26 protein-coding genes, 1 pseudogene, 1 riboswitch and 2 other annotated features (1 of these 30 only partly in view) are annotated in these 26,346 nt (G+C 32.6%); of the genes and pseudogenes, 2 read left to right on the plus strand and 25 right to left on the minus strand.

Features of this window, described 5'->3' with window-relative positions; all coding sequences use genetic code 11:
- Positions 1-101: a binding site (T-box leader), on the minus strand (it extends 201 nt beyond the left edge of the window).
- Positions 102-158: 57 nt separating this feature from the next.
- Positions 159-719: a DNA-3-methyladenine glycosylase I gene (locus tag KI230_RS08360; protein ID WP_001001237.1), complete on the plus strand. Its 561-nt coding sequence runs from the start codon at positions 159-161 to the stop codon at positions 717-719.
- Positions 720-941: 222 nt separating this feature from the next.
- On the opposite strand, the gene KI230_RS08365 is transcribed toward KI230_RS08360, so the two are convergent.
- From KI230_RS08365 to gap, 24 genes are all read right to left on the minus strand, one after another.
- Complete coding sequence (locus KI230_RS08365; protein WP_000178003.1) at positions 942-2,015, minus strand: AbrB family transcriptional regulator; 1,074 nt, start codon at positions 2,013-2,015, stop codon at positions 942-944.
- 33 nt (positions 2,016-2,048) lie between these two features.
- Entirely contained in the window at positions 2,049-2,150 is a 102-nt protein-coding gene (locus KI230_RS08370) for a hypothetical protein (RefSeq protein WP_001788970.1), read from the minus strand.
- A 60-nt stretch (positions 2,151-2,210) separates the two neighbouring features.
- Positions 2,211-3,497, minus strand: coding sequence for a glutamate-1-semialdehyde 2,1-aminomutase (hemL, locus tag KI230_RS08375; protein ID WP_001270867.1), 1,287 nt, complete (start codon positions 3,495-3,497; stop codon positions 2,211-2,213).
- A gap of 47 nt (positions 3,498-3,544) precedes the next feature.
- Positions 3,545-4,519, minus strand: a complete 975-nt coding sequence (gene hemB, locus KI230_RS08380; protein WP_000667126.1) for a porphobilinogen synthase — start codon at positions 4,517-4,519, stop codon at positions 3,545-3,547.
- 2 nt (positions 4,520-4,521) lie between these two features.
- The gene (locus tag KI230_RS08385; RefSeq protein ID WP_000805950.1) at positions 4,522-5,190 is read right to left on the minus strand and encodes a uroporphyrinogen-III synthase; all 669 of its coding nucleotides are present in this window, start codon (positions 5,188-5,190) and stop codon (positions 4,522-4,524) included.
- A gap of 21 nt (positions 5,191-5,211) precedes the next feature.
- Entirely contained in the window at positions 5,212-6,138 is a 927-nt protein-coding gene (hemC, locus tag KI230_RS08390) for a hydroxymethylbilane synthase (RefSeq protein ID WP_001230226.1), read from the minus strand.
- A 41-nt stretch (positions 6,139-6,179) separates the two neighbouring features.
- Positions 6,180-6,995: a cytochrome c biogenesis protein gene (gene ccsA, locus KI230_RS08395; RefSeq protein ID WP_001157329.1), complete on the minus strand. Its 816-nt coding sequence runs from the start codon at positions 6,993-6,995 to the stop codon at positions 6,180-6,182.
- A 21-nt stretch (positions 6,996-7,016) separates the two neighbouring features.
- The gene (hemA, locus tag KI230_RS08400; RefSeq protein ID WP_045177828.1) at positions 7,017-8,363 is read right to left on the minus strand and encodes a glutamyl-tRNA reductase; all 1,347 of its coding nucleotides are present in this window, start codon (positions 8,361-8,363) and stop codon (positions 7,017-7,019) included.
- 216 nt (positions 8,364-8,579) lie between these two features.
- A complete protein-coding gene (gene yihA / locus KI230_RS08405; RefSeq protein ID WP_000867697.1) occupies positions 8,580-9,170 on the minus strand; it encodes a ribosome biogenesis GTP-binding protein YihA/YsxC in 591 nt (196 codons plus the stop codon).
- A gap of 153 nt (positions 9,171-9,323) precedes the next feature.
- On the minus strand, positions 9,324-10,586 hold the full coding sequence (clpX, locus tag KI230_RS08410; RefSeq protein ID WP_000472302.1) for an ATP-dependent Clp protease ATP-binding subunit ClpX: 1,263 nt from the start codon (positions 10,584-10,586) through the stop codon (positions 9,324-9,326).
- Between the two features lie 150 nt (positions 10,587-10,736).
- Entirely contained in the window at positions 10,737-12,038 is a 1,302-nt protein-coding gene (gene tig, locus KI230_RS08415; RefSeq protein WP_000127572.1) for a trigger factor, read from the minus strand.
- Between the two features lie 47 nt (positions 12,039-12,085).
- Complete coding sequence (locus KI230_RS08420) at positions 12,086-12,196, minus strand: hypothetical protein (RefSeq protein WP_001790560.1); 111 nt, start codon at positions 12,194-12,196, stop codon at positions 12,086-12,088.
- A 4-nt stretch (positions 12,197-12,200) separates the two neighbouring features.
- A complete protein-coding gene (locus tag KI230_RS08425) occupies positions 12,201-13,130 on the minus strand; it encodes a hypothetical protein (protein WP_001280018.1) in 930 nt (309 codons plus the stop codon).
- Positions 13,131-13,148: 18 nt separating this feature from the next.
- Complete coding sequence (locus tag KI230_RS08430; protein ID WP_000032657.1) at positions 13,149-13,757, minus strand: NUDIX domain-containing protein; 609 nt, start codon at positions 13,755-13,757, stop codon at positions 13,149-13,151.
- Positions 13,758-13,898: 141 nt separating this feature from the next.
- Positions 13,899-14,255, minus strand: a complete 357-nt coding sequence (rplT, locus tag KI230_RS08435; protein ID WP_001138360.1) for a 50S ribosomal protein L20 — start codon at positions 14,253-14,255, stop codon at positions 13,899-13,901.
- Positions 14,256-14,301: 46 nt separating this feature from the next.
- Positions 14,302-14,502 carry a 50S ribosomal protein L35 gene (gene rpmI, locus KI230_RS08440; protein WP_001125540.1) on the minus strand — a complete coding sequence of 67 codons (201 nt, stop codon included), beginning with the start codon at positions 14,500-14,502 and terminating at the stop codon, positions 14,302-14,304.
- Between the two features lie 28 nt (positions 14,503-14,530).
- Positions 14,531-15,058 (minus strand): translation initiation factor IF-3, encoded by a 528-nt coding sequence (gene infC / locus KI230_RS08445; RefSeq protein ID WP_001791162.1) that lies wholly within the window; start codon positions 15,056-15,058, stop codon positions 14,531-14,533.
- Between the two features lie 28 nt (positions 15,059-15,086).
- Positions 15,087-15,212: a sequence feature (ribosomal protein L20 leader region), on the minus strand.
- 74 nt (positions 15,213-15,286) lie between these two features.
- Positions 15,287-16,780: an amino acid permease gene (locus tag KI230_RS08450; RefSeq protein ID WP_000049154.1), complete on the minus strand. Its 1,494-nt coding sequence runs from the start codon at positions 16,778-16,780 to the stop codon at positions 15,287-15,289.
- A 145-nt stretch (positions 16,781-16,925) separates the two neighbouring features.
- Positions 16,926-17,101: riboswitch (Lysine riboswitch) on the minus strand.
- Between the two features lie 105 nt (positions 17,102-17,206).
- Positions 17,207-19,144, minus strand: coding sequence for a threonine--tRNA ligase (gene thrS, locus KI230_RS08455; protein WP_000435123.1), 1,938 nt, complete (start codon positions 19,142-19,144; stop codon positions 17,207-17,209).
- A gap of 197 nt (positions 19,145-19,341) precedes the next feature.
- Complete coding sequence (locus KI230_RS08460; RefSeq protein WP_001790562.1) at positions 19,342-19,464, minus strand: hypothetical protein; 123 nt, start codon at positions 19,462-19,464, stop codon at positions 19,342-19,344.
- Positions 19,465-19,556: 92 nt separating this feature from the next.
- Positions 19,557-20,477, minus strand: a complete 921-nt coding sequence (gene dnaI, locus KI230_RS08465; RefSeq protein ID WP_000808621.1) for a primosomal protein DnaI — start codon at positions 20,475-20,477, stop codon at positions 19,557-19,559.
- Positions 20,477-21,877: a replicative helicase loading/DNA remodeling protein DnaB gene (dnaB, locus tag KI230_RS08470; protein ID WP_045177839.1), complete on the minus strand. Its 1,401-nt coding sequence runs from the start codon at positions 21,875-21,877 to the stop codon at positions 20,477-20,479. Before dnaB ends, dnaI begins: the two co-directional genes overlap by 1 nt.
- A complete protein-coding gene (gene nrdR, locus KI230_RS08475) occupies positions 21,878-22,348 on the minus strand; it encodes a transcriptional regulator NrdR (RefSeq protein WP_000650082.1) in 471 nt (156 codons plus the stop codon).
- Positions 22,349-22,558: 210 nt separating this feature from the next.
- The gene (gap, locus tag KI230_RS08480; protein ID WP_000106141.1) at positions 22,559-23,584 is read right to left on the minus strand and encodes a type I glyceraldehyde-3-phosphate dehydrogenase; all 1,026 of its coding nucleotides are present in this window, start codon (positions 23,582-23,584) and stop codon (positions 22,559-22,561) included.
- Between the two features lie 448 nt (positions 23,585-24,032).
- Here gap and KI230_RS08485 point away from each other — a divergent pair.
- Positions 24,033-25,769: pseudogene (locus KI230_RS08485) on the plus strand (IS1182 family transposase).
- On the opposite strand, the gene coaE reads toward KI230_RS08485, so the two are convergent.
- A complete protein-coding gene (coaE, locus tag KI230_RS08490; protein WP_001127167.1) occupies positions 25,719-26,342 on the minus strand; it encodes a dephospho-CoA kinase in 624 nt (207 codons plus the stop codon). The pseudogene KI230_RS08485 and the gene coaE sit on opposite strands and share 51 nt — an antisense overlap.
- Between the last annotated feature and the right edge of the window lie 4 nt (positions 26,343-26,346).

The following is a 26,346-nucleotide window of genomic DNA, read 5'->3' on the forward strand; positions in this document are numbered from 1 at the left end:
TCTGTGGGCTACCTTCAGTAAAAATCATTTACATACTCACACCAAATCATATGCTCTCTTTAAAATAATTTGAACTTACTCTTCCCAAATCCTATATTAAACTCTTAACTTATAGTATAATGATTGACAAAATAAGTCAATGTATAGGTGGGAATAAAATGAATGAATGCGCATTTGGTACTAAAGATCCAGTCTACTTAAACTATCATGATCATGTATGGGGACAACCGCTCTATGATAGCAAGGCATTGTTTAAACTTTTAGCATTAGAATCACAACATGCTGGGCTATCTTGGTTAACTATTTTAAAAAAGAAAGAAGCCTATGAAGAAGCATTTTATGATTTCGAACCAGAAAAGGTAGCACAAATGACCGCTCAAGATATCGACCGCTTAATGACTTTTCCAAATATCGTTCATCATCGTAAAAAATTAGAAGCAATTGTTAATCAAGCTCAAGGGTATTTAAAAATTGAACAAGCATATGGTAGTTTTAGTAAATTTTTATGGTCTTATGTAAATGGTAAGCCTAAAGATTTGCAGTATGAACATGCTTCTGATCGTATCACAGTTGATGATACTGCAACACAACTATCTAAAGATTTAAAACAATACGGGTTTAAATTTTTAGGTCCAGTAACAGTATTTTCGTTTTTAGAAGCAGCTGGTTTATATGATGCACATTTAAAAGATTGTCCATCAAAGCCTAAACACAATTAATTTGCTATAGCATCATAAAGTAAACGAGACATCATCTATTTTTAACTAATAGACTGTCTCGTTTTTTGATGTGAAAATTTATTCAAATCATAAGTTAAAGTTCCAAGTTAATGCACTGCTAATATTAGATATCTTAATCTAAAAATAGATGTACAACCTTTGCTTAAACCTTAATAATGAATTCTATCCTAAGCATAAATCAACTTAAATGGATGATAGTTTCTAATCTTCACGCTTATTCGAACGATATTTTAAAAAGTAATTAATTCCTGGTGCAATAATAAATAGGATGAAAAAGATTCGGAAAATATGATAACTCGTAATCATAGCAACATCGGCACCAGTAGCTAATGCAACTAAAACTATCTGATTAACCCCTCCTGGTGCTGCACCAAGAAACAATTCATTAATAGGATTATTATCAAAGAAATGTATGACATAAACCATGATTAGCGCACCAATTATCAACATAATATTTTGAATTGTAATTGCGATTGCTAGTCTACCTTTTAAATCTGACAATAAATGCGCAATTTGAACTCCAATTCTAATCATATATATTAGTTGTGCCATGTTCAACAACCAATGATCTAGTGTAAATGTTAAACCTGTAGAAAAATTCCAAACAATTAATACAATGAGTGGTGCTAATAATTGAAATGTTGGAAACTTTATTTTAGACATAATTAGATAAACTATAAAGATAGCTATCGCTAAAATAACTATTTGCCCTATGTTTAATACTTGTGATAAAGGCAAGACTTTTGTTAACTTTCCATTCGCATGCATGTTACCATCATGAAAAAAATATGAAATGAACGGTACTAAAACAACAACAAATATAATTCGTGATGTTTGCGTTAAGCTAACAACTAACAAATTAGCACGTTTGTCTTGTTCAGCCATGACCAGCATTTGTGTTAGTGCTCCTGGTATAACACTTAAAATAGCTGTTTCTGTATTAATACGTGCAATTTTTTTAAAAATAAATGCCATTACTATTGCAATTAATAATATCGAAATAGATACAACAATAATCGAAAGCCAATTGTCTTTAATATCCATAACGACATTTTTCGTAAACGTTGATCCGATTTGCACACCTAATAGTACAATACCTAATTCACTAAGTAAGAATGGCCATTTAATATCAAGTTTGAAAACTTTTACACAAATGATTGATGCGATAATAGGACCAAACATAAATGGGAGTAATACGTGCGATGAATACAGTAGAATACTAATAAAAAATGATAAAACGAACACAATGAAATTATTTCTATATATCATTGTCATGTTTTCCACTTCTTTCAATAAAAAATAAAATGACTAAATTGCTGCTTGAGCTTCACGTTTGTTAAGATAACAATATCCGCTAGCAGTTTTGACTACAAAGCATATATGGACTTTCACTATCAAGTCGCCGCCCATGCCTGATATACATTTAAAAAGAGCCTGAACAAAGTTCAGGCTCTCAATTTGTCCGTATATTTATTTTACAATACGACTTAAAGCCGTATCAAATGCTTGAATCGTTTTTTCAATATCTTCTTTCGTGTGTGCCGTAGATAGGAATGTACCTTCAAATTGAGATGGTGGTAAAAACACACCTTCTTTTGCCATTTCTCGATACATTTCTGCAAATAATTTCAAATCACTTTTATTCGCTTGTTCAAAATTAGTTACAGGTCCTTCATTTAAGAAATAACCAATCATTGAACCTGCTCTATTTACAGTTATTGGTACATTGTGTTTAGCAAATACACGCTTTAAACCGTCTTCAAGTATATCGCCTAACATATTAAAATACTCATATGTCTCTGGCGTTAATTGGCTTAACGTTTCATAACCACTTGTCATTGCAAGAGGATTTCCTGATAACGTACCCGCTTGATAAATATTTCCTAATGGTGCTATATGATCCATGATTTCTTTTTTACCACCAAAAGCACCTACAGGTAGTCCTCCACCGATAACTTTTCCTAAGCAAGTTAAATCTGGTGTCACACCAAAGTAACCTTGTGCACAATGATAACCGACTCTGAAACCAGTCATTACTTCATCGAAAATTAGCAATGCGCCGTATTCAGTCGTAATATTTCTTAATCCCTGTAAAAAACCTTCAATCGGCGGTACGACACCCATATTACCAGCAACAGGTTCTACGATTACACCAGCAATATCGTCTCCAAATTTTTCGAAAGCGATTTTAAGTGCATCTAAATCATTGTATGGAACTGTAATTGTATTTTTAGCAATACCTTCAGGCACACCAGGAGAATCCGGCAATCCTAATGTTGCCACCCCAGAACCAGCTTTGATTAATAACGAATCACTATGACCATGATAGCAACCTTCAAATTTCACAATTTTATTTCTGCCAGTATAACCACGTGCTAATCTTAAAGTATCCAATGTAGCTTCTGTACCAGATGACACCATACGCACTTTTTCTATTGAAGGTACTCGGTCAATAACGAGCTGCGCCAATTTATTTTCAAGTAATGTTGATGCACCAAAACTTGTACCTTTATCAATTGCTTCATGTAAATGACTAATAACTTGAGGGTCTCTATGTCCTAAAATAAGTGGCCCCCAACTTAGTACATAGTCGATATACTCGTTACCATCGATATCATAAATTTTTGAACCTTTACCGTGATCCATAAAAATTGCTGGTGTATCTACTGATTTAAATGCGCGTACTGGACTATTTACACCACCAGGCATTAAAGTTTCAGCAACCTTCATTGCTTCTTCTGATTTCGTATATCTCATAAAGTAAATTCCTCCTATAGTTTATGGAAAATCATACATATAAAACCTTATTTATCTAAATAGCGACAAATGTCCTTTGCAAAATACGTAATAATCATATCAGCACCTGCACGTTTCATTGAAACCATTTGTTCCATAACGACACGTTCTTCATCTATCCAACCATTTTGTGCCGCTGCTTTAGTCATACTATATTCTCCACTCACATTATATGCAACAACTGGAACATTCGTATGATTTTTAACATCTCGAACTATGTCTAAATAACTTAGAGCAGGTTTAACAATCATCATGTCGCACCCTTCTTTAAGATCACTTTCTAATTCACGAAGTGCTTCCAAACGGTTAGCAGGGTCCATCTGATACGTTTTTCTATCCCCAAATGATGGCGCTGAATCTGCTGCATCTCTAAAAGGTCCAAAGAAACTTGATGCATACTTGACACCATAACTCATTATAGGAATATTGTAATAGCCGGCTTCATCTAATCCACGACGAATTTCAGCAACAAAACCATCCATCATATTACTTGGCGCAATAATATCAGCACCAGCTTCCACTTGAGAAATTGCTGTTTTAACAAGCAGTGGCAATGATTTATCATTGTCAACGTCATGTGTATGGTCATCAATCACGCCACAATGACCATGATCAGTATATTCACATAAACAAGTGTCTGCAACAATTAATAAGTCATCATACATTTTTTTAGCAATACGTGTTGCCTGTTGAATAACACCATCGTGAATGTATGCACCAGTACCTATATCATCTTTTGAGTTTGGAACACCGAAAAACATAATGGCACGTATGCCTAAGTCATAAGCTTCTTTTAATTCACTTTCAAGTAAATTCAAACTGATTTGGTATACACCTGGCAATGACTTAATTTCTTTTTTCACATCGTCTTTTTCAACTACAAAAATTGGATATATTAAATCTTCTTTTCTTACATGATTCTCTCTAACCATATCTCTCATTGTCGCTGATGATCTCAATCTTCTATGTCTATCAAATTTCATTTTTAGCCCCTACTTTCTAAAATCTTTTCAATTAGTGATTCGAGTGTTTGAATTTCTGCAATTGTTACTGGTTGTTGATATGATTTAATGGTCCGTGCTGTTTGTTCTCCAATAGCAAAATACGACTTGAATTTTGGTACAAATCCTTCATTAAAATAATAACGTACTGCCGACGAACTTGAAAATGTTAATGCATCGATTTGTTGATGTTCTATCATTTCTTTAACATCTTGTATATTTTGTTTGTTAGGCACTGAAGTATATAAATCTATTTTAACAACTTCATTATCTTTAGATAACGCTGCTAATAACAATGGTCTCGCCAATTCACTCGAAGGCAAAAGTATTTTTTGGTTAGTTTGATTAAATGATTTTAAAAATCCTTCTTGAGAAAAGTCGTTTGGCATAAAATCAACTCGAATGCCAAGTGATTCACAATATTGCGCTGTCTTACTTCCTATCACAGCAATGTTATCAACATTAATTCCTTTTAGATATTTATAAAAGAATTTCACAGCATTTTTAGATGAAAAAATAAGCCAGTCATAGCGTTGATTTAACAAATGAATATCAAAATTTAGTGGCTTTATATCAATAAAGGGTTTGTGAATAATTGATACTAAATCACTTTGCATGTCATTTGTTTGTGTCATAACTACAACTGGCTTCATATTTAAACGTCACTCCATTATTTAATGTTGTTCATTTAAGCGTTTTATAATTTCATAAGCACCTTGCTCTTTTAATTTGTTACTCACTGTTTTGCCTAACTCAACCGGATCTGTTCCGTTCATTGTATATTCAAATCGTTCTTTACCATCTGGGGTCATAATTAAACCTGTAAATTCGATTTCTTTTTGATCTGAGATTGTAGCATATCCTGCAATTGGCACCTGACAACTACCATCCATTTCTGCTAAAAACGTTCGTTCAGCAGTCACACATTTTGCAACCTCATCATTATGTACTTTGCTTAATAATGTTAATAGTTCTTCATCGTCACTACGACATTCTATCCCTAAAGCACCTTGTCCGATTGCAGGTAACAATGTATCTCTATCAAGATAAGATGTTACAATATCATCTGACCAGCCCATTCTTCTTAAACCAGCTGCAGCTAAAATAATCGCATCATAATCTTCAGTTTGTAACTTTTCTAATCGTGTATCTATATTACCTCTAATCCATTTAATCTCTAAATTAGGATACTTAGATAATATTTGTGCACCACGACGTAATGAACTAGTACCAATAATACTGCCTTCTGGCAATTGGGATAGTGGTGTATGTGTTTTAGAAATATACGCATCAAAAGGTAATTCTCTATCAGGGATACAACCTAATGTTAAACCTTCCGGAATTACACTTGGTACGTCTTTAAGCGAGTGTATTGCCATATCGATATTTTTTTCAAAAAGTTCATGTTGTATTTCTTTAACAAATAAGCCTTTGCCTCCGACTTTAGACAATTGTTTATCTACTATACGATCGCCTTTCGTGACAATTTCTTTAATTTCAATTTCTAGATTTGGCTCGACAGCTTTTAATTTATCAATAAATTGCTGGCTTTGTGTTAAAGCTAATTTACTTCTTCTGGAGCCAACGACTAATTTACGCATGTTCAATTCCTCCTAGGAACGGATTGCTCTAGATTATTTTCTCAATTCACAAAATGTGTTGCAAAAAATAAATTAATCATATTTAAGCAAAATAAAATAATGTTATAGTATATTAAATATCTTGAATTCAACCATTTGTTGATTCTAAGTAAAATATAACTTCCATATAATACTGTAATAATTGAAGAGAGTATTACCTTCGGGTCAATGAATATACGTTCACCAACTGAAATTACACCCCACTGTGTACCTAAAATAATACTAAATATGAGAATTATCCACCCACTTAACGTTGAGTAAAACACAATTGATTCAAGTGTAGCAACGCTACCAATTCTAAAGTATTTTTGATCAAAACGTTTTTCCTTCAAATTACGGTATTGCATGATATACAGTAATGCATTGACAAAAGCTAAGGCAAAGAAGACATAACTTAACACAGCTAGACCGATATGGACTAACAGTAACTCGTCTACAACAGCAATTTTCTGAACCTTATTAGTATAATGTGTCGGTTGAAATGTATTCATCCCTAAAAGTGTTAACCCTATTAAATTCAAGAAAAACACAGAGAAATTCAAAACTTTGATAAGGTTAAGAATTAAAGAGATTGAAATAATCAGCCAACTTAAAGTATAGAATACATCTGAAATAGACCCTAATGGAATATGTCTAGTTTGTATAATAAAAATAGATAAAGAGATTGTTTGTAAAACCCAAACAATCCCCAATAAATATATGCCTAAACTTCTAATCTTATGACTTTTTTGTACAAAATCATAAAAATAGCAAATGATACTGATTAAGTATATTAATAATATAATTTCATTGAATCGAATAAACAGGTTTTCTTGCATATTATCACCATATTAATATGCTTATTCAAAACTAAAGATACGTCGCGCTGAAATTTCCTTGACCTTGCTTTCTTTTTGTTGCTTCGCTTGCTCATGAGGACATTCAGCTTCGATATCAAATATATTTTGAAATAGCTCTAATTTTTCATTACTTTTCTTATCACTACTTAATTCTTTGGCCTGTTTAATAGGATCTTTCAACATTTGATTGATGATACTTTTTGTATGTTTAGATATAATTTTACGTTCTCTTTCGCTTAACCCTGGCAATTTACGATCAATACTGTCCATCGTTTCTACTTGAATTGCCATAGCTTTTTCACGTAAAGCTCTAATCACTGGAACAACACCCAACATACTAATCCACTCATTGTGTGCATGTATTTCTGCAGGAATTTGTTCCGAAATTGTTGCAGCCGCTAATTGTCGCTCACGTAAGTTTGCATCAACTAAACCTTTTAAGTCATCAACATCATAATTAAAGATGTTTGTGATGGCACTAATACCAGGTTCAATATCTCGAGGAACTGCAATATCAATCAATACTAGTGAATCTTGCTTTCTATTTTCTGCAATTCTTTCTATCATTTCATTTGTAATGATATAAGATTGTGCACTCGTTGAACTAATCACAATATCTGCACTTTCAAGTAAATTTGGTAATGATGATAGTTCATCATATTTCACTTGATGCTTTGCTGCTAATTTCATAGCATTTTCAATTGTTCTATTTACTACTGTAATATCAGTAATTCCAGAACCAAGAAGATTTAATAGTGATAATTCACTCATTTCCCCTGCACCAATAATGATAGCTTGCTTACTTTTCAATTTGCCAAATACTTTTTTCGCCAACTCGACCGCAGCATAAGACACACTTACAGCATTATCAGCTATATCTGTTTCATTATGTGCTCTTTTTGCAAAAGTAATTGCCTGTTTAAATAGATGATTAAAAATTGTTCCTGTCGTACCTGTGCTTTGCGCTAAGAAAAATGCATCTCTTATTTGACCTAAAATTTGAGTTTCTCCAAGTACGATTGAATCTAAACCAGAAGTGACACGCAATAAATGTTCTACTGCTTCGTCCCCCACTTTTACTTCTGACATTGCTTTAATATCATCTACTTCAAATCCAAATGCACGAGCTAGAAATCGTTGAATATAGTAACGACCTGTGTGAATTTGATCAACAACAGCATATACTTCAGTTCGATTACATGTTGATAATATGACATTTTCTAAAATAGATTTAGTTTCATATAAATCTTCATGGGCAATTCGTAAGGCATCATCTCTAAAAGCAACTTGCTCTCTTAGTGCAACATCAGCTGTGCGATGATTTATACTAATTGCAATAAAATGCATTTGAAACGCCCCCATATATACTAACAATACAAATATTATAACATAATTTAAAATCCAATTAAGTACGATGCTTAAATAAATTATAATCTTTCTAATTTACTTTTGAGTTTTTGACAAAATGATGAACGTTGAAAAATGTTATCAATTGTGTACTAATTAAAAGTTTCGTGCTTACATTATTTTTAAAATTTTTGTATAAGTTTTGTCGTACAAAAACTATGAAATATACGGTTCAATTAAATTCCATATTTGTTGTTGTTTATTATTTTGAATTGATGAATAACTTACAATTGTATCGTCTGGGTCCATATCTAATTGTGTCTTAATATTTTTAATATGCTTTTGAACTTTACCTTTTGGAATTTTGTCTTCTTTAGTGCATATAACTAAAGTAGGAATATCAAAATGTTTCAAATAATTGTACATTAAGATATCATCTTGTGTTGGATCATGTCTTAAATCAACTAATTGAATAACTAATTGCAAATTCTCTCTCTTAGTTATATATTCCTCAATCATTTTCCCAAATTTTTCACGTTGTGTTTTACTTACTTTAGCATATCCATACCCTGGAACATCCACAAAAATAAGTTGTTCATCTATATTATAAAAATTTAACGTTTGCGTTTTGCCGGGTTGCTGTGATGTACGTGCCATATTTTTTCTGCCAATCATACTATTGATAAATGTAGACTTACCTACATTAGATCGACCGCTCAGTGCAACTTCAGACAATTCTGTTTCTGGATATTGTTCTTCTTTTACTGCACTAATGATTAATTCTATATTATTAGGATTAACTTTCATTTTATATCCTCACTTTTTTATATTCTCTTTCAACTCTACCATTATATAATATTTGAATCTTTCGGTATACATTATAAAAAAGCTCCGATCAAAGTTAAACTATTTGAGCGTCAACTTTGATTGGAGCTTTTCACTTTTATAACACATCAATGATTAAGCTGATGTTTTACTATTATTAATTAAATTGCCTTCTGCGTCGTATAGTTCTGGTTCAGTTTCTTCATTAATTGTTTGTGCTGTAATAACTACCTTCGTTACATTTTCGTTAGAAGGCACATCAAACATAATATCGATTAACGATTCTTCTATGATTGAACGTAAACCACGCGCACCTGTTTTTCTTTCAATTGCTTTTTCACTAATTGCTGATAAAGCTTCTTCAGTGAACTCTAAATCCACATCATCTAATTCCAGCATTTTAGTATATTGTTTCACAAGTGCATTTTTAGGTTGCGTTAAGATGTTTTTCAACGCAGTTACATCTAATGTTTCTAAATTAGCTACAATTGGCACACGTCCGATAAATTCAGGAATCAAACCATAGGCTTGCAAATCTTCTGGGCGAATTTGTGCTAATAATGCTTGTTCGTCATATTTATCAGCTTCATTGCTTGAGAAACCAATAACTTTTTCACCAAGACGGCGCTTAATCACTTCTTCAATACCATCAAAGGCACCACCAAGAATAAATAAGATATTTGTTGTATCAATTTGAATCATTTCTTGGTTTGGATGTTTGCGTCCCCCTTGTGGCGGAACACTTGCAGTCGTACCTTCTAAGATTTTAAGCAATGCTTGTTGAACACCTTCACCTGAAACGTCACGTGTTATAGATGTGTTTTCAGATTTACGTGCAATTTTATCAATTTCATCTACATAAATAATACCTTTTTCGGCTTTATCAATGTCAAAGTCAGCTGCTTGAATTAATCTCAACAAGATATTTTCAACATCATCGCCTACATAACCAGCTTCAGTTAAACTTGTCGCATCTGCAATTGCAAATGGTACATTCAACGTCTTGGCTAATGTTTGAGCTAATAATGTTTTACCACTACCTGTTGGCCCAATTAATGCAATGTTACTTTTTTGTAATTCAACATCATCTTCTTTTGGTCCTAATTGTTGAATACGCTTATAGTGGTTATAAACAGCTACAGCTAAAGATTTTTTAGCTTTTTCTTGACCAATAACATATTCGTTTAAATGATCCATAATTTCTTTAGGAGTAGGTAATTCTGTCATCGCTTCAGAAGTGTTTTGAGCTAATTCTTCTTCGACGATTTCTGAGCATAATTCAATACACTCATTACAAATATATACACCACTTCCTGCTACAAGTTTTTTTACTTGATCTTGGTCTTTTCCGCAGAAAGAGCATTTCAAATTTTCTTCATCTTCATTGAATTTAAACATTCTTTTTACACCCCTATTCGTTAAAGACTATACTAGATTGGATATTACAATGCAACATATTAACATACAAACTTTTTGCTTAAAGAATAGTAGCAGATACATAAGCTATGCATCTGCTACTCATTTTTGTAATTTAATATTTAATGAAGATTAATCTTCTTTAGTTCCTTCAACGAACTTTGCGTTATCTCTTAATAAATCGATAACTTTTTGGATACGAACATCATTTTTAATGATATCAGTATTACCTAAAGTATTTTTGATATCTTCAACTGAGATATTAAATTGTTTACTCATTTTTTCTAATTCTTTATCGATATCTTCATCAGTAGCTTCGATTTTTTCAGCTTCAGCGATCGCAGTTAAAGTTAAGTTAGTTTTAACACGTTGTTCTGCATCGTCTTTCATTTGCTCTCTTAATTGAGATTCATCTTGACCTGAGATTTGGAAGTACGTTTGTAAATCTAAACCTTGTTGTTGAATTCTTTGTGCAAATTCAGACACCATACGATCTAATTCAGTATTAACCATTGCTTCAGGAATATCGATTGTTGTATTATCAGTAGCTTTTGTAATCGCTTCTTCTTTTTCAACATTTTCTGCATCTGTAGCTTTTTGTTCAGCTAAACGTTTACGTAAGTTTTCTTTGTACTCGTCTACTGTATTTGCTTCCGCATCTAATTCATTAGCAATTTCATCTGTTAATTCTGGAACTTCTTTAAATTTAATTTCGTTAACTTTTGTTTTAAAAGTTGCTTCTTTACCAGCTAATTCTTCAGCATGGTATTCTTCTGGGAATGTTACGACAACATCTTTTTCTTCGTCAACTTTCATACCTTCTAATTGCTCTTCGAAACCAGGAATGAATGAACCTGAACCGATTTCTAAATCGTAACCTTCAGCTTGTCCACCTTCGAATTCTTCTCCGTCAACTGAACCACTAAAGTCGATGTTAACTGTGTCGCCATTTTCAACAACACCATCTTCTTTAACTACCATTTCAGCTAAATGTCCTAAGCTGTGGTCAATCGCTTCTTGTAACTCATCATCAGATAATTCAGTTTCTTGTTTTTCAATTTCAAGACCTTTATAGTCTCCTAATTTAACTTCTGGCTCAACTGTAACTGTTGCTTCAAAAATGAAATCTTTACCTTTTTCAATTTGAGTAACACTTACTTCTGGTTGTGCAACTGGTTTAATATCAGTTTCGTCAATTGCTTCACCATAAGCATCTGGTAATAAAATGTCGATAGCATCTTGATATAATGCTTCTACACCAAAGCGTTGTTCGAAAATTGGACGTGGCACTTTACCTTTACGGAATCCAGGTACGTTAATTTGTTTAACCACTTTTTTAAATGCTTGATCTAACGCTTTGTTTACTTTTTCTGCAGGAACAGTAACAGTTAATAAACCTTCGTTACCTTCCTTTTTTTCCCAAGTTGCTGTCATGTATATATACCTCCATGATTAACTAATTTATTTTTTCAACTTCCCTATTATATCATAGGTCTATTCCCTATACAAACATTGAAATCACAACGTTTATATATTTGTAAATCAACTTTTTTCGTCAAAACTATATTAAAATGCTGAGTATTATTTTGCAACAATTTAACTATTATTATTCAAATCTAATTGCTGAATAAAATTAAATGCATCGATACTTTGTAATTCACATTTAAGTCCTAACATATTTTTGAAATAACATTCGTATGCATTAATCCATTTATTCGTTTCAAACAAAGTTTCAATATCAATTGGATAAATCATGATAGAGTGATTATTCATAATATGGTGTGCTTCTTCAGCGATATGTAAAGCACCATCATTTAATGTTTCCATAACGTTAGGTATAACTTTTTCTTTAAGTGTTGTATGTTCTAGCCCTTTTAAATTAGCTGGTACAAAAGTTACATCCATACCATACTTTTCAATTGTCAGTTCTTGTGTACAATTTGCGAACCTTAAATACTCAATCATTAAACTAATGAGGTTATAACTGTACGTATTAGATTTTAATATATATAATACCGTTTCTTGAAATTGAAAATGACCATTGTCTATTAACTTCAAAATCAAGTGCGTCTGTTCCCTCATTGATAACGTATCAAAATCAGCTAATGACTGAGTCAATCGTTTTTCATCTTCAATTAATTTTGACTTAGCAAATTCTTTAAGAGGATGTAATGCCATTCTTGTTTTGTGATCTTTGACTTCATCAATAATTTGATGAATTACTTCTACCGCTTCAAAATATTGTCCCAAACCAATCAAACTTTTCACGTAATAAATCATCAATGCATCATATTGTTGTATGCCAGTTTTCAATAAGACAATTGTTTCTTCTCTTAATTCAAGAAATGACCCCGTCTCATATAACATACGGCATTTCATCATTGCTATTTCTTCAGTGAGTTCAAATTGACGTTCATATTGCACAATATATTCATACATCAGGTCATAGTTTTGGTCTTGTTCAGCACGTTTTATATCTTTATATAACTTTTTCGAAGAGTTAGGAAACTGAATAATATCTGACATATATGTCACCTCGTTTGATTATAAATCTTGAAGGATTAATGCACTCCACGTTTCGAAATCATCATATGACTCTATGTTGCCTTTTTCAACCCATTTTATTCGTAAAGTATCTGTTTCTTTAGCTTCTACATCATTCGTACTTACAGTGATTTTAAATACAACACCAATATGTACCTTGCCCACTTCATTATTATCGTCATTAATAAAACCGATATATTCCATATTTTGTGAATCTTGCTCACTTAAACCTACTTCTTCTTCTAATTCTCTCTGTGCATTAACTCTCAATACTTCGTTAATAGATTCTGCTCCTGGAACATCATTCATATGACCGCCTACACCTATTGAAGATTGTCCATGCAATCGAGCTTCTCCACCGCCAGATAATCGTTCATACACTAATATCTCGCCATGCTCATTTTCAAGTAAACAATAAGAAATGAGTTGTTTATATGATGGATCCTCTTCCATATCGCCGCGTCGCTTAACTTCATATTGACTTAGCGCATCAAAAATATTTTGACCTTCTGGTTTATTCTTATTTAAAAACCCATTGAAAGTATTCTTTTCATTATTAAAAATAATTTCTCTAGGTACTACAATGATTTGTTCATCAAATTTAGACATCGTATAAAACTCCTCACTTTAATGTTTGTTCTCTTAAATGCATTTTAGCAAATATGTCATATTTTAGCGATTAAATGTGGCATTTTGCTATTTAAAAAATAAAAAAGAGATGACAATGCCATCTCTTTTTTATAAGTGTTATTATTTTAAAGCATCTTTAGCTTTAGTTACTAATTGAGCAAATGCTTTTTCGTCAGAAATTGCGATTTCTGATAACATTTTACGGTTAATGTCGATACCAGCTTTTTTCAAACCGTTCATTAAACGTGAGTAGCTCATTTCATGTTGACGAGCTGCTGCGTTGATACGTGTAATCCATAATTTACGGAAGTCACGTTTACGTTGACGACGGTCACGGAAAGCATATTGACCTGATTTCATTACTTGTTGCTTAGCTACTTTGTATAATGTATGTTTTGAACCGAAGTAACCTTTAGCTAATTTAATCGTTTTTTTACGACGCGCTCTTGTTACTGTTCCACCTTTAACTCGTGGCATAAAAAATTCCTCCTTAGGTAATTCCTACCGATTTCTGTATTTGTTCTTATTTTTTGTATGCTAATAATTGTTTTACACGTTTCATATCGCTCTTAGACACTAATCTAGCTTTACGTAATTGACGTTTTTGTTTAGTGCTCTTGTTTGCGAATAAGTGAGATGTGAAAGCTCTTGAACGTTTTAATTGACCTGAAGCAGTTCTTTTAACACGTTTAGCTGCTCCGCGGTGAGTTTTCATTTTTGGCATAATATAAGTCCTCCTGTAATAGCTTTAATTATTTTTCAGCTGTTGGCGCTAACATGATAAACATTTGACGCCCGTCCATTTTAGGTTTTTGTTCAACTGTTGCTATATCTTTGCATTCATCTGCATATTTTTCTAGCACACGTTGACCAATTTCCTTATGCGTAATGGCACGCCCTCTGAAACGAATAGATACTTTACATTTATCGCCTTTAGTTAAGAATTTACGTCCGTTTTTCAACTTAGTTTGGAAATCATGTTCCTCAATTGTTGGACTTAAACGAATTTCTTTAACATTGATAATTTTTTGTTTCTTTTTCATTTCTTTTTCTTTTTTCTGTTGTTCGAATTTGAATTTACCGTAATCCATAATTCTTGCAACTGGTGGTTTCGCATTCGGTGCAACGACCACTAAGTCTAAATCTACACGTTCAGCCATTTCTAAAGCTTCACGCTTTGATTTAACACCAATTTGTTCACCATCTTGACCGATTAAACGTAATTCTTTTGCACGAATTTTGTCATTGATTTGAGTTTGATCTTTTGCTATGGTTGACACCTCCAAAATTTTTACGAAATTTGCACCAAGCAAAAAGGAAGAGCAGGTATAAAATACCCGCTCTTCCTTATACACAGTTATGTGTAATGTGATTAACCTGCCAACTGCTTTATGCGTCGCTACAGGTGAGAAGCGGGTGCTTCTACTTGGTTCGTTTCGTATTCAACGTTGTTAATCATATCAACAATTCACATTTAAGTCAACACTATAACTGTAATTATTTTTATTTTAACCTTTTATTTCATCCATTGACACGTCTTGACGTAAATCTACTTGTTCTAATGGAATTTTTTTCGTTTTATATCGAAGCTTATGATAAATAAAGAATGCTAAAAATACTGGGATTCCCATATACGTAATTAAGAAGCGACTAAAATTAAAATCTCCTGTTTTAATAAAGTCAACATCTTGACCAATAATTACTACAATACATAAAAAGCCAGCAAATAATGGTCCGAATGGGAATAATTTAGCAGTATATTTTAATTTAGATTTGTCATAATTTTGTTTATCAAATGCTCTTCTAAATCGATAATGACTTACTGCTATACCTACCCAAGCAATAAAACCAGTTAAACCACTTGCTGCAACGATATATTCGTATGCACCTTTTGTAAGGCTTTGTAATACGAAAATTATCACTACAATGATTGCTGTAACGAGTAACGACATATATGGCACACCGTTTTTATTTGTTTTACCAAATGCTTCAAACGCTAATTTATCTTTACTCATTGAATATAGCATTCGAGTTGAAGCATACATACCTGAGTTACCTGCTGATAACACAGACGTTAAAATGACTGCATTCATAAATGATGCTGCAAACGCAAATCCAGCATTTTTAAACACTAATGTGAATGGAGACGTTGCTACATTATCACTACCACCCATTAATGCACTACTATCATAAGGAATTAACATACCGATAACAAAAATGGCTAAAATGTAAAATAATAAAATTCTCCAGAATACTTGTTTAATTGCTTTCGGCACAGCACGTTCAGGATTTTCTGATTCACCAGCCGTAATACCAATTAACTCAGTACCTTGGAATGAGAAACCAGCGATTAAGAATACACCTAGAATTGATAACAAACTTCCTCCTAAGTTGCCACCAAGAATAGGACCTTCACCTTTATTAAATATTTCGAATCCTACAACATGACCACCCATGATTCCGACAATCGTTAATAAACCAATTGCAATGAAAACAATAACTGTAACCACTTTTATCAATGCCAACCAGTATTCACTTTCACCATAGACGCGAACTGATAACGAATTCAGACTAAAAATTATAACTAAGAACAACGCACTCCATGCCCAAGCGGGTATGCCTTGCAATGGTGTCCAATATTGAATGACTTGTGCTGCAATCGTAATATCTGCTGCTACAGTTACTACCCAGTTAAACCAATAGTTCCAACCAAGCGCAAACCCTAAAGATGGATCAACAAATCTTGTAGCATATGTACTAAATGAACCTGATACTGGCAAATACGTAGCCATTTCGCCAAGTGACGTCATTAAGAAAAATACCATTATTCCGATAATTGCGTATCCTATTAATGCACCCAAAGCACCTGCATCATGAATTGCTCCACCAGAAGTTACAAATAAACCTGTACCAATACAACCCCCAATCGCAATCATAGAAATATGACGATCTTTAAGTCCCCTTTTGACAACATTGTTACTTTCATTTTGAACTTTTGACATATAAGCTCCCTTTCCATGTTTTAGAGGCCAAGAAATAAATAACCTTTATTCACTTTCATACCCTTTTTTTACAGAACATAGTGATATTAAAAGTAAAAAAGTGGCTACATACCTTTAAGATATGCAACCACTTTGGCAATTATCTATATAAGGTAGCACATCACATTCTGTGACAGTACAGTTCCTATTCGAAAACTGTCCCAATAGATATAATTTATGGTTTATATCTATTTCGGCATCTTTACCTTTCACTTGTTCAACTTATGTACCATAAATACTTCTGACAAGTTACTAATTAAACATGCAACCTCTAACTCAATTTAATATTTTAACTAACTTGTAATATACAGGATTCATCACGCATAATCAACCCTGTAAAACTTGATACGCAATAAAAGTTTTAAAGCATTTTATTGCGACAACTGTCTATCTATGTTTTTTCAAACGAATTTCATCAACTAGATTCCAGATAAATTCATCTTTTTCAACTGTTTCTTGGTCTTGCGATCCATATTGACGCACATTCACTTGATTATTTTCAACTTCCTTATCCCCAACTACGATTTGATAAGGTATTTTTTGCATTTGAGCTTCTCTAATTTTATAACCCATTTTTTCATTACGGTCATCAATACTTACACGAACACCTTGAGATTTCAATTCATCTTGCAATTGGCGCGCATAATCATAATGTAAATCAACGTTAACTGGAATGATTTGAACTTGTTTTGGCGCTAACCAAGTCGGGAATGCACCTTTAGTTTCTTCAGTTAAAAATGCTACAAATCGTTCCATTGTTGATACAACACCACGATGAATAACAACTGGACGATGATGTTCACCATCTTGACCAATATAAGTTAAATCAAAACGTTCTGGTAATAAGAAATCAAGTTGTGCTGTTGATAATGTCTCTTCTTTACCCATCGCTGTTTTAACTTGAACATCTAGTTTCGGACCATAGAATGCCGCTTCACCAATCGCTTCTTCGTACGATAAGCCAAGCTCATCCGCTGCCTCTTTAAGCATATTTTCAGCTTTATTCCACATGTCATCATCATCAAAGTACTTTTCTTTATCTTCAGGGTCTCTATAACTTAATCTAAAGCTATAATCCTCGAAACCAAAGTCTTTATACACATCAATAATCATGTTTACAACGCGTTTGAATTCTTCTTTAATTTGATCAGGTCGAACAAAGATATGTGAATCATTTAAAGTCATACCACGAACACGTTGTAATCCTGATACAGCACCACTTGCTTCATATCTATGCATCGTTCCTAGCTCAGCGATACGGATAGGTAATTCACGATATGAATGTGGTTTATTCGCATAAATCATCATATGATGTGGACAGTTCATTGGACGTAATACCATAGATTCAGTTTCATCTAACTGCATTGGTGGGAACATATCTTCTTGATAGTGATCCCAGTGACCAGATGTTTTGTATAAATCAACATTAGCAAGTACTGGTGTATAAACGTGGTCATAACCCATGCTCACCTCTTTATCAACAATGTAACGTTCAATTTCACGTCTAATTGTTGCACCGTTAGGTAACCATAATGGCAAACCAGCACCAACTAATTGGCTATTTGTGAATAATTCTAACTCTTTACCAATTTTACGATGATCACGTTCTTTACGCTCTTCTAACATTTGTAAATGTGCTTTTAATTCTTTTTTATCAAAGAAAGCAGTACCGTATATACGTTGTAACATTTTGTTGTTACTATCTCCACGCCAGTATGCACCTGCTGTAGATAATAGTTTAAACTCTTTAATTTTAGCTGTTGATGGAACGTGAACTCCACGACATAAATCAGTAAAATCACCTTGACTATATAATGTTACATTTTCATCTTCAGGAATCGCGTCGATTAATTCTAATTTGTATTCATCATTGCTGAATAACTCTTTCGCTTCATCTCGTGAAACCACTTTTCGTTCGATTTTCATATTTTCGTTAACGATTTGTTTCATTGTTTTTTCAATTTGTTCAAAGTCATCAGATGAGATGTTTTGGTCAATGTCGAAGTCATAGTAGAATCCACCTTCTATTACAGGACCTACACCAAATTTAACATTACCATATAACCTTTTAATTGCGTGTGCCATTAAATGTGCAGTAGAATGACGTAATACCTCTAACGCTTCTTCACTACCTGGTGTCACAATTTCAATTGATCCATCAGTTTCAAGCGGTTTAGTTAAATCTACAAGTTGCCCGTTAAATTTGCCGGCAACAGCTTTTTTACGTAATCCAGGACTAATTGATTGTGCTATATCTTCAGTAGTAATACCTTTATCAAACGCCTTTTTATTACCATCTGGAAATTGAATATTAATTTGTTCCATGTTAAACCCTCCTATTTGCTTTATAAATACTTTTATCTGACCTCGTTAAAAAATTGAACAACAATCATCGTTTTAACATTAAACCTATTAACAATAAACAGGGAATATATGACACCAACAAACATTTATGTCTGAAAAAAACAAAAAATCCCGCCCCTATACAAGGGACGAGATCGTCGTGGTACCACCCTAGTTATCTAATACAATTTATGTATTAAATATCTCTGCTTAAGATAACGGTCTTGATCCGGGTATTCATTACAAATACCATAAATGAAGTAGTAATCATCTAATTTATTAACCATATTCTCATCAAACAATGGCTTTCTGTGTAATATTGATTAGATCATCTTGTCTTCAATCATTTAAACGATTTAGATTTGTATTCATTATACACCAATCATTTTAAAATTCAATTGTTTCTGAAATTTTCTCCTGATAAAAAGTATGGTGTTGACAAAGATTTGACACGTTCAATAATACGTGCTGCTTTAGTCTTCTCTTCACCATCACGAGTCATCGCTAAATGATGTTCCAATTCACTATAGTCAAAATTAGAACTAAAGAATGTTGGTAATTCATGAACCATTCGATAGTGTAGCAAAGGTCCAATTACCTCATCTCTCACCCATGGAGTCACTTCTTCAGCCCCAATATCATCAAGCATTAAAATGTTTGCTTCTCTTACGCGATGTAATTTCTTTTCAAAAGAACCATCTTTAAAGCCACCTTTTAATGTTCTAATAAATTCCGGTAAATAAATAATTGTCGAACGTACCTTCTTAGATTTGAGCTGATTCGCAATTGCACCTAGAATAAAAGATTTACCTGTCCCAAATGGACCATAAAGGTAAAGGCCTTTCACTTGTTCCCCATTAGTTATTGCTGTACAAATATCATCTGCTGCCATAGCTACATCAAGACGGTCTCGATGATTCATATAAATATCTTTCAATTTGGCATTTAAAGTATCTCGTTGCATATGATGAGATGTAATTAGCTCAGCTTCAAAGCGTTCTTCGTCGTACTTGATTTTACATGGGCATTGTAAATAGCGTATTTTAATTCGGTTATTATCAACATATAACTCAGGCACATGCCCCTTTACGAAATTTGGACAATCAGCAAATTTATGACCGTCATAATGTTTTTGTTGATCTTTATACTCTTGTAACACATTTAAGTCTTCATCAATCATAGCATTCGTTAATTCAGCTCGATGCGCTTCCAAAAATTGCTTAACATCTGGGTCATTGATTACTTCTTTTTTTATCTTTTCTATTCTTTTTTCAAAGTCCTGCGACGTGTTAATTATACTTTTAAATTGCTTCATTATTGACTGTCCTCCTCCCATTTTTTAGATAATTTATCTAGAAATGCTTGTCGATCTTGCTCTAATTGTTGATCATCTACGCTATTATCTTTAGCCGAATCTTCTTCACTAGCTTTATCTCTATTTTCTAACCATTTAGGTGTTTTTTCTTTTGAAATACGATTACGCTGCCCATAGTATGAACCACGCTTTTGGTAATTTCCGCTAGAACCCTCATTTTTAGGTTGATTAACTTTTTTAGCGTAATTATATGCTTCTTTAGCTGTCTTAATACCTTTTTTCTTCCAATTTGATGCTATTTCCAAAATATACGCTTTAGGAAGTTTCATATCTTCTTTTAACATGACAAATTGCAACAAAATATTAATGACGCCAAAAGACATTTTTTCACGTTCAATTAATTCTTCAACCATTGTCTTTTGCGATATAGTTGGTTCTGATTCAGACCAAGAAGCTAACATATCAATTGGACTCGTTTGTTCAAGTAACTCAAACCATTCATCACTTTGTGGCTTTGGATTCACTTCTGAAGATTTGCCCGTCGAAGATGATGTAGCAGGAGATTTCACCTGTAATTTAGGCATTTGATTTTCGTGTTCCATTAAGTAATACGAGCGTGCTTGTTTACGCATTTCTTCAAAGGATAACTGTTGTCCACTTGTAATTGAATTTAAAATAACATGCTTCATGCCATCTGCTGTTAAACCATATAAAGTCGCGAGTTGTGTAATTAAACGCTTTGCATCTTTGGTAACAATGTCTTGACTAATAAAATGTTTACCTAACATTTGTCTCAACATTTCAAAGTCAAAAGATTCATTTGATAAATCGATACCTTGGTACGGTTCATTAATCGGAATATCACTTGTATCGATATCTATTTTTGTAGACGGCACTTTAAAAACATCAGTAAATTGTCTTGTTACCTGTTTAAATTCACTCAAATCAATTTGTTGATACTCAAAGTATTTCTTCAACTCATGAAATCGACGATGCTCGACTTCACTATATAAAAAGATTGACAACATTGGATCATTAAAAAATAAATGTGCTGAAGGCGGTTGAATTAATTGGTAAACAAATTGTGTTTCTTGTTCATCATGTTTGACAAACGCCTTTAACAATCCAATCGCTTCAAGTAAGTCCATTTGTTGTCTAAACTCTAGTAAATTAATTTTAAGTTCATTCATAAAAATATAATGAGAAAGAATCAATGTTTCATTATGACTTTCTTTAACGAATTGAGTCATAAAATGATATAAACCCACTGCTTGCGTTCCAATTAGCGGTGTATACAGTCGATTCAATACCTCTAAATGATTCGTATTTAAATCAAAGTGTTGCATAACTTTGAATTGATCCTTTGGTCTTAAGCCGAATTCGAAGGCTTGTCGTCCCATTTAAGCATCACTCCGTTTGTTTTCGCTTAAAATCCCTTGCATCGATGCTAACAATTGATCAACATCTTTAAATTCTTTATAGACTGATGCAAATCTAACATATGAAACTTGATCAACATGCATTAACAAGTTCATAACGTGTTCACCTATATCTCGTGAAGACACTTCCGTATGACCTTCATCTCGTAATTGCCATTCAACCTTGTTTGTTATGTCTTCAAGTTGTTGATATCTAACTGGTCGTTTCTCACAAGAACGCACAAGTCCATTAAGTATTTTTTCTCTTGAAAACTGCTCTCTTGTGCCATCTTTTTTCACAACTATAAGCTGACTAACTTCGATATGTTCAAATGTAGTGAAACGTGTTCCACAATTTTCACATTCTCTTCGTCTTCGAATGGCATTTAATTCATCGGCATGCCTTGAATCTACAACTTTAGATTGTGTAGAATTACATTTCGGGCATTTCATTACATCACCCTCTTTATTTTGATTATGCCTAATTATACTATAAATCTAGAGATGAAAAAAGAATCCCTCAATTTAATTCATTTAACCAAATAATGAAACAATAAAAAACATTATATCGTTACTTATTAAGTAATTTGCATGACAATATTATTGTATTAAAAAATAAAAAACCTAACTCCGAAGTCAGAGTTAGGCTATAAATTAATTGTATTAACTTGCACTTACAGTTTCTTTTGATGTCAAAAGTGCTCCAATTTGCTCAGCAACATCTACAACTCTATTTGAATAACCCCATTCATTATCATACCAAGCAATAACTTTTACTTTATTCCCTGACATGACCATTGTTGATTTTGCATCAATAATAGCTGAATTTGGATTAGTATTAAAATCAACAGACACTAGTGGTTGATGTTCGACTTCTATGATACCTTCTAAACCTGCATTTTCAAAAGCTTGGTTTACTTCTTCTGCAGTTACTTCTTTTTCTAAATCAACAACTAAATCAACGAGCGATACATTCTTTGTTGGTACACGTAATGCCATGCCGTGTAATTTACCTTCTAATTCTGGTAATACTTCTTTTAAAGCTTTCGCCGCACCAGTAGAAGTAGGAATAATGCTTTCATTACATGAACGTGCACGTCTTAAATCTTTATGTGGATTATCAATATTTTTTTGGTCATTTGTAATAGCGTGAACAGTAGTCATTAAACCATTAACTATTCCAAACTGATTATTTAAAACTTTTGCAACTGGACCAATGCAATTAGTAGTACATGAAGCATTACTAAAAATGTCAAATGCTTCTATATCTAATTGGTTATCATTTACGCCTTTAACTACCATTTGAACATGTCCACCTTTTGAAGGACCAGTTAACAATACTTTTTTGGCACCTGCTTTAATATGTGCGATGGCTTTATCACCATGATTAAATTTACCAGTTGCATCTATAGCAATATCGATATCTAATTCTTTCCATGGCAAGTTTTCAGGATTGCGATCAGCAACCAATTTAATTTTATGATCACCAACTTGCAATCCATTTTCAATCGGTTCAACTTTTAGATTATATTTTCCATGTGTTGTATCGTAATTGATTAAATGTGCAATTGTTTCGGGTGGATAACTAGCATTTATCGCTACTACATTTAAATTTTTATTTTGTAATGCAATACGTAATACCATTCTTCCAATTCTACCCATACCATTAATTGCAATATTCGTTGACATTAAAAGCACCCCTTGATTTTTATGTGTTATACTTTATGGAATTAGTATAGCATATTATATGAAATTTGAAAGCGTTTTCCGTTGATTTATTTATCTTTTTTATAAAAAATACAGGCTGGGACATAAATCCCTAAAAAACAGCAGTAAGATAATTTTCAATTAGAAAATATCTTACTGCTGTTCTCTATTTATACAATACTTCGTATTGAATGGCTTCGCTTTCCTAGGGTGCCGTCTCAGCCTCGGTCTTCGACTGGCACTGCTCCCTCAGGAGTCTCGCCATTAATACTACGTATTAACATGTAATTTTACTTTTACATACTTTAAAAAAATAAGACACTTTGCCCAACTTGCACATAAATGTAAAATTCAATAAAATGAATTTTCTGTGTTGGGTCCCTTCGTATAATTTAATAAATACCACTAAACTAAATTAACGAGGTGCCTTATGTATAAAAATTATAACTTGACCCAACTTACACTACCAATAGAAACTTCTGTTAGAATCCCTCAAAATGATATTTCGCGATATGTTAATGAAATTGTTGAAACGATACCTGATAGCGAATTCGATGAATTCAGACATCATCGTGGCGCAACATCCTATCATCCAAAAATGATGTTAAAAATTATCTTATATGCATATACTCAATCTGTATTTTCTGGTCGTAGAATAGAAAAATTACTTCATGACAGTATTCGAATGATGTGGTTAGCTCAAAATCAAACAGCTTCTTATAAAACTATTAATCGTTTTAGAGTGAATCCTAACACTGATGCGTTAATTGAATCTTTATTTATTCAGTTCCATAGTCAATGTTTAAAGCAAAATCTTATTGATGATAATTCAATTTTTATTGATGGTACAAAAGTAAAAGCTAATGCCAATAGATATACATTTGTGTGGAAGAAAAGTATTCAAAATCACGAATCGAAATTGAACGAAAATTCAAAAGCATTATATCGTGACTTAGTTGAAGAAAAAATAATACCAGAGATAAAAGAAGATGGAGATAGCGATTTAACAATAGAAGAAATAGATTTAATTGGTAGTCATTTAGATAAAGAAATCGAAGATTTAAATCATTCTATTGAGAACGAAGATAGTACTCAAATTAGAAAACAGACCCGTAAAAAAAGAACTGAGATTAAGAAGTTCAAAAAGAAATTTGATGATTATTCTGAGAGAAAACGTAAATATGAAGAGCAAAAATCGATTCTTAAAGATAGAAATAGCTTTTCTAAAACTGATCATGATGCAACTTTTATGAGAATGAAGGAAGACCATATGAAAAATGGCCAACTTAAGCCAGGATAAAACAAATAGCGACAAATTCTCAATTTGTTTTATCCTATGACCTATTTCAAAACCCAACAGATACTAGAACTTTAATTCCATTTTTAACAATGATTCAAAATACCTTCAGTTATTTACCGGAGTATATTGTAGCTGATGCAGGTTATGGTAGTGAGCAAAACTATATGGCTATTATAGATGACTTTAATAAAACGCCACTTATTACGTATGGCATGTTTATTAAAGATAAAACGAGAAAGTTTAAAAGTGACATTTTTAACACTCAAAATTGGAAATATGACGAACTTAATGATGAATTTATATGTCCTAATAACAAAAGAATAGGTTTTAAAAGATATATGCATACCGTAATGATAGATATGGTTTTAAACGTGACTTCAAGCTATATGAATGCGATGACTGTTCATCATGTTCTTTGAGACATCAATGCATGAAGCCAAATTCGAAATCCAATAAGAAAATCATGAAGAATTATAATTGGGAATACTTTAAAGCCCAAATTAATCAAAAGCTTTCTGAACCAGAAACGAAAAAAATCTATAGTCAAAAAAAAATTGATGTAGAGCCTGTTTTTGGATTTATGAAAGCTATTTTGGGTTTCACTCGAATGTCAGTCAGTTCGAGGAATAAATAAAGTTAAACGAGAGCTAGGTTTTGTATTAATGGCACTTAATATAAGGAAAATAGCAGCTCAACGAGCTGTACATTATAAAATACATATCAAAAAAGCTGATTTCTATCAAGTAATTAATAGAAATCAGCTTTTTTACATTGCCTAAGAACTTAATGTCCCAAGCCCTTATTTATAGTGTAATATTAATCTTCTTCTCCGTAATTCGGCTTTTCAATATAACCTTCTTCTTCTAACAATCTCTCAAGGTTTTGTTTTAATTCAAGTTTATCCCCTAAATTATCGATAACATGATCGGCCATTCGGCTTTTTTTATCAATAGAAATTTGGCTATAGACACGTGCTTTCGCATCTTCTAATGACAAATTATTACGTTGCATTAAACGATCCATTTGTATACTTTCAGAAGTGTATACAACCCACACTTCGTCTACTGTATTTTCCAATTCATTTTCAAATAATAATGGAATATCCATGATTACATTATATCCTTGTTTTAAATATTCTTGCTTTTCTTCTTCCATAATATCTCGCACGATAGGATGTATGATAGCATTTAATTCTAAGCGTTTTTCTGGATGATTAAACACTAGATCACCCATATAACGACGATTCATCTCACCATTTTCATCAATTGCTTCATCACCAAAGACTTCTCGTACTTGAGCTAAACCTTTACTCCCCTTTTTAACAGCTTCCCTGGCTGCTTTATCAGCATCTACTACTTTAAAACCGAATACGGATAAGAGTTCTGATACTGTTGATTTTCCTGAGGCGATTCCACCTGTTAGACCAATAACTTTCGGCATAATT

Source organism: Staphylococcus sp. MZ3 (assembly GCF_018622755.1).
GTDB classification, from domain to species: Bacteria; Bacillota; Bacilli; order Staphylococcales; family Staphylococcaceae; genus Staphylococcus; species Staphylococcus aureus.

Excerpts from the sequence above, each read along its gene's own strand:
- KI230_RS08360 (WP_001001237.1), top strand. The coding sequence starts at position 159 with ATGAATGAATGCGCATTTGGTACTAAAGATCCAGTCTACTTAAACTAT.
- KI230_RS08365 (WP_000178003.1), bottom strand. The coding sequence starts at position 2,015 with ATGACAATGATATATAGAAATAATTTCATTGTGTTCGTTTTATCATTT.
- KI230_RS08370 (WP_001788970.1), bottom strand. The coding sequence starts at position 2,150 with ATGGGCGGCGACTTGATAGTGAAAGTCCATATATGCTTTGTAGTCAAA.
- hemL (WP_001270867.1), bottom strand. The coding sequence starts at position 3,497 with ATGAGATATACGAAATCAGAAGAAGCAATGAAGGTTGCTGAAACTTTA.
- hemB (WP_000667126.1), bottom strand. The coding sequence starts at position 4,519 with ATGAAATTTGATAGACATAGAAGATTGAGATCATCAGCGACAATGAGA.
- KI230_RS08385 (WP_000805950.1), bottom strand. The coding sequence starts at position 5,190 with ATGAAGCCAGTTGTAGTTATGACACAAACAAATGACATGCAAAGTGAT.
- hemC (WP_001230226.1), bottom strand. The coding sequence starts at position 6,138 with ATGCGTAAATTAGTCGTTGGCTCCAGAAGAAGTAAATTAGCTTTAACA.
- ccsA (WP_001157329.1), bottom strand. The coding sequence starts at position 6,995 with ATGCAAGAAAACCTGTTTATTCGATTCAATGAAATTATATTATTAATA.
- hemA (WP_045177828.1), bottom strand. The coding sequence starts at position 8,363 with ATGCATTTTATTGCAATTAGTATAAATCATCGCACAGCTGATGTTGCA.
- yihA (WP_000867697.1), bottom strand. The coding sequence starts at position 9,170 with ATGAAAGTTAATCCTAATAATATAGAATTAATCATTAGTGCAGTAAAA.
- clpX (WP_000472302.1), bottom strand. The coding sequence starts at position 10,586 with ATGTTTAAATTCAATGAAGATGAAGAAAATTTGAAATGCTCTTTCTGC.
- tig (WP_000127572.1), bottom strand. The coding sequence starts at position 12,038 with ATGACAGCAACTTGGGAAAAAAAGGAAGGTAACGAAGGTTTATTAACT.
- KI230_RS08425 (WP_001280018.1), bottom strand. The coding sequence starts at position 13,130 with ATGTCAGATATTATTCAGTTTCCTAACTCTTCGAAAAAGTTATATAAA.
- KI230_RS08430 (WP_000032657.1), bottom strand. The coding sequence starts at position 13,757 with ATGTCTAAATTTGATGAACAAATCATTGTAGTACCTAGAGAAATTATT.
- rplT (WP_001138360.1), bottom strand. The coding sequence starts at position 14,255 with ATGCCACGAGTTAAAGGTGGAACAGTAACAAGAGCGCGTCGTAAAAAA.
- rpmI (WP_001125540.1), bottom strand. The coding sequence starts at position 14,502 with ATGCCAAAAATGAAAACTCACCGCGGAGCAGCTAAACGTGTTAAAAGA.
- KI230_RS08450 (WP_000049154.1), bottom strand. The coding sequence starts at position 16,780 with ATGTCAAAAGTTCAAAATGAAAGTAACAATGTTGTCAAAAGGGGACTT.
- thrS (WP_000435123.1), bottom strand. The coding sequence starts at position 19,144 with ATGGAACAAATTAATATTCAATTTCCAGATGGTAATAAAAAGGCGTTT.
- dnaI (WP_000808621.1), bottom strand. The coding sequence starts at position 20,477 with ATGAAGCAATTTAAAAGTATAATTAACACGTCGCAGGACTTTGAAAAA.
- dnaB (WP_045177839.1), bottom strand. The coding sequence starts at position 21,877 with ATGGGACGACAAGCCTTCGAATTCGGCTTAAGACCAAAGGATCAATTC.
- nrdR (WP_000650082.1), bottom strand. The coding sequence starts at position 22,348 with ATGAAATGCCCGAAATGTAATTCTACACAATCTAAAGTTGTAGATTCA.
- gap (WP_000106141.1), bottom strand. The coding sequence starts at position 23,584 with ATGTCAACGAATATTGCAATTAATGGTATGGGTAGAATTGGAAGAATG.
- coaE (WP_001127167.1), bottom strand. The coding sequence starts at position 26,342 with ATGCCGAAAGTTATTGGTCTAACAGGTGGAATCGCCTCAGGAAAATCA.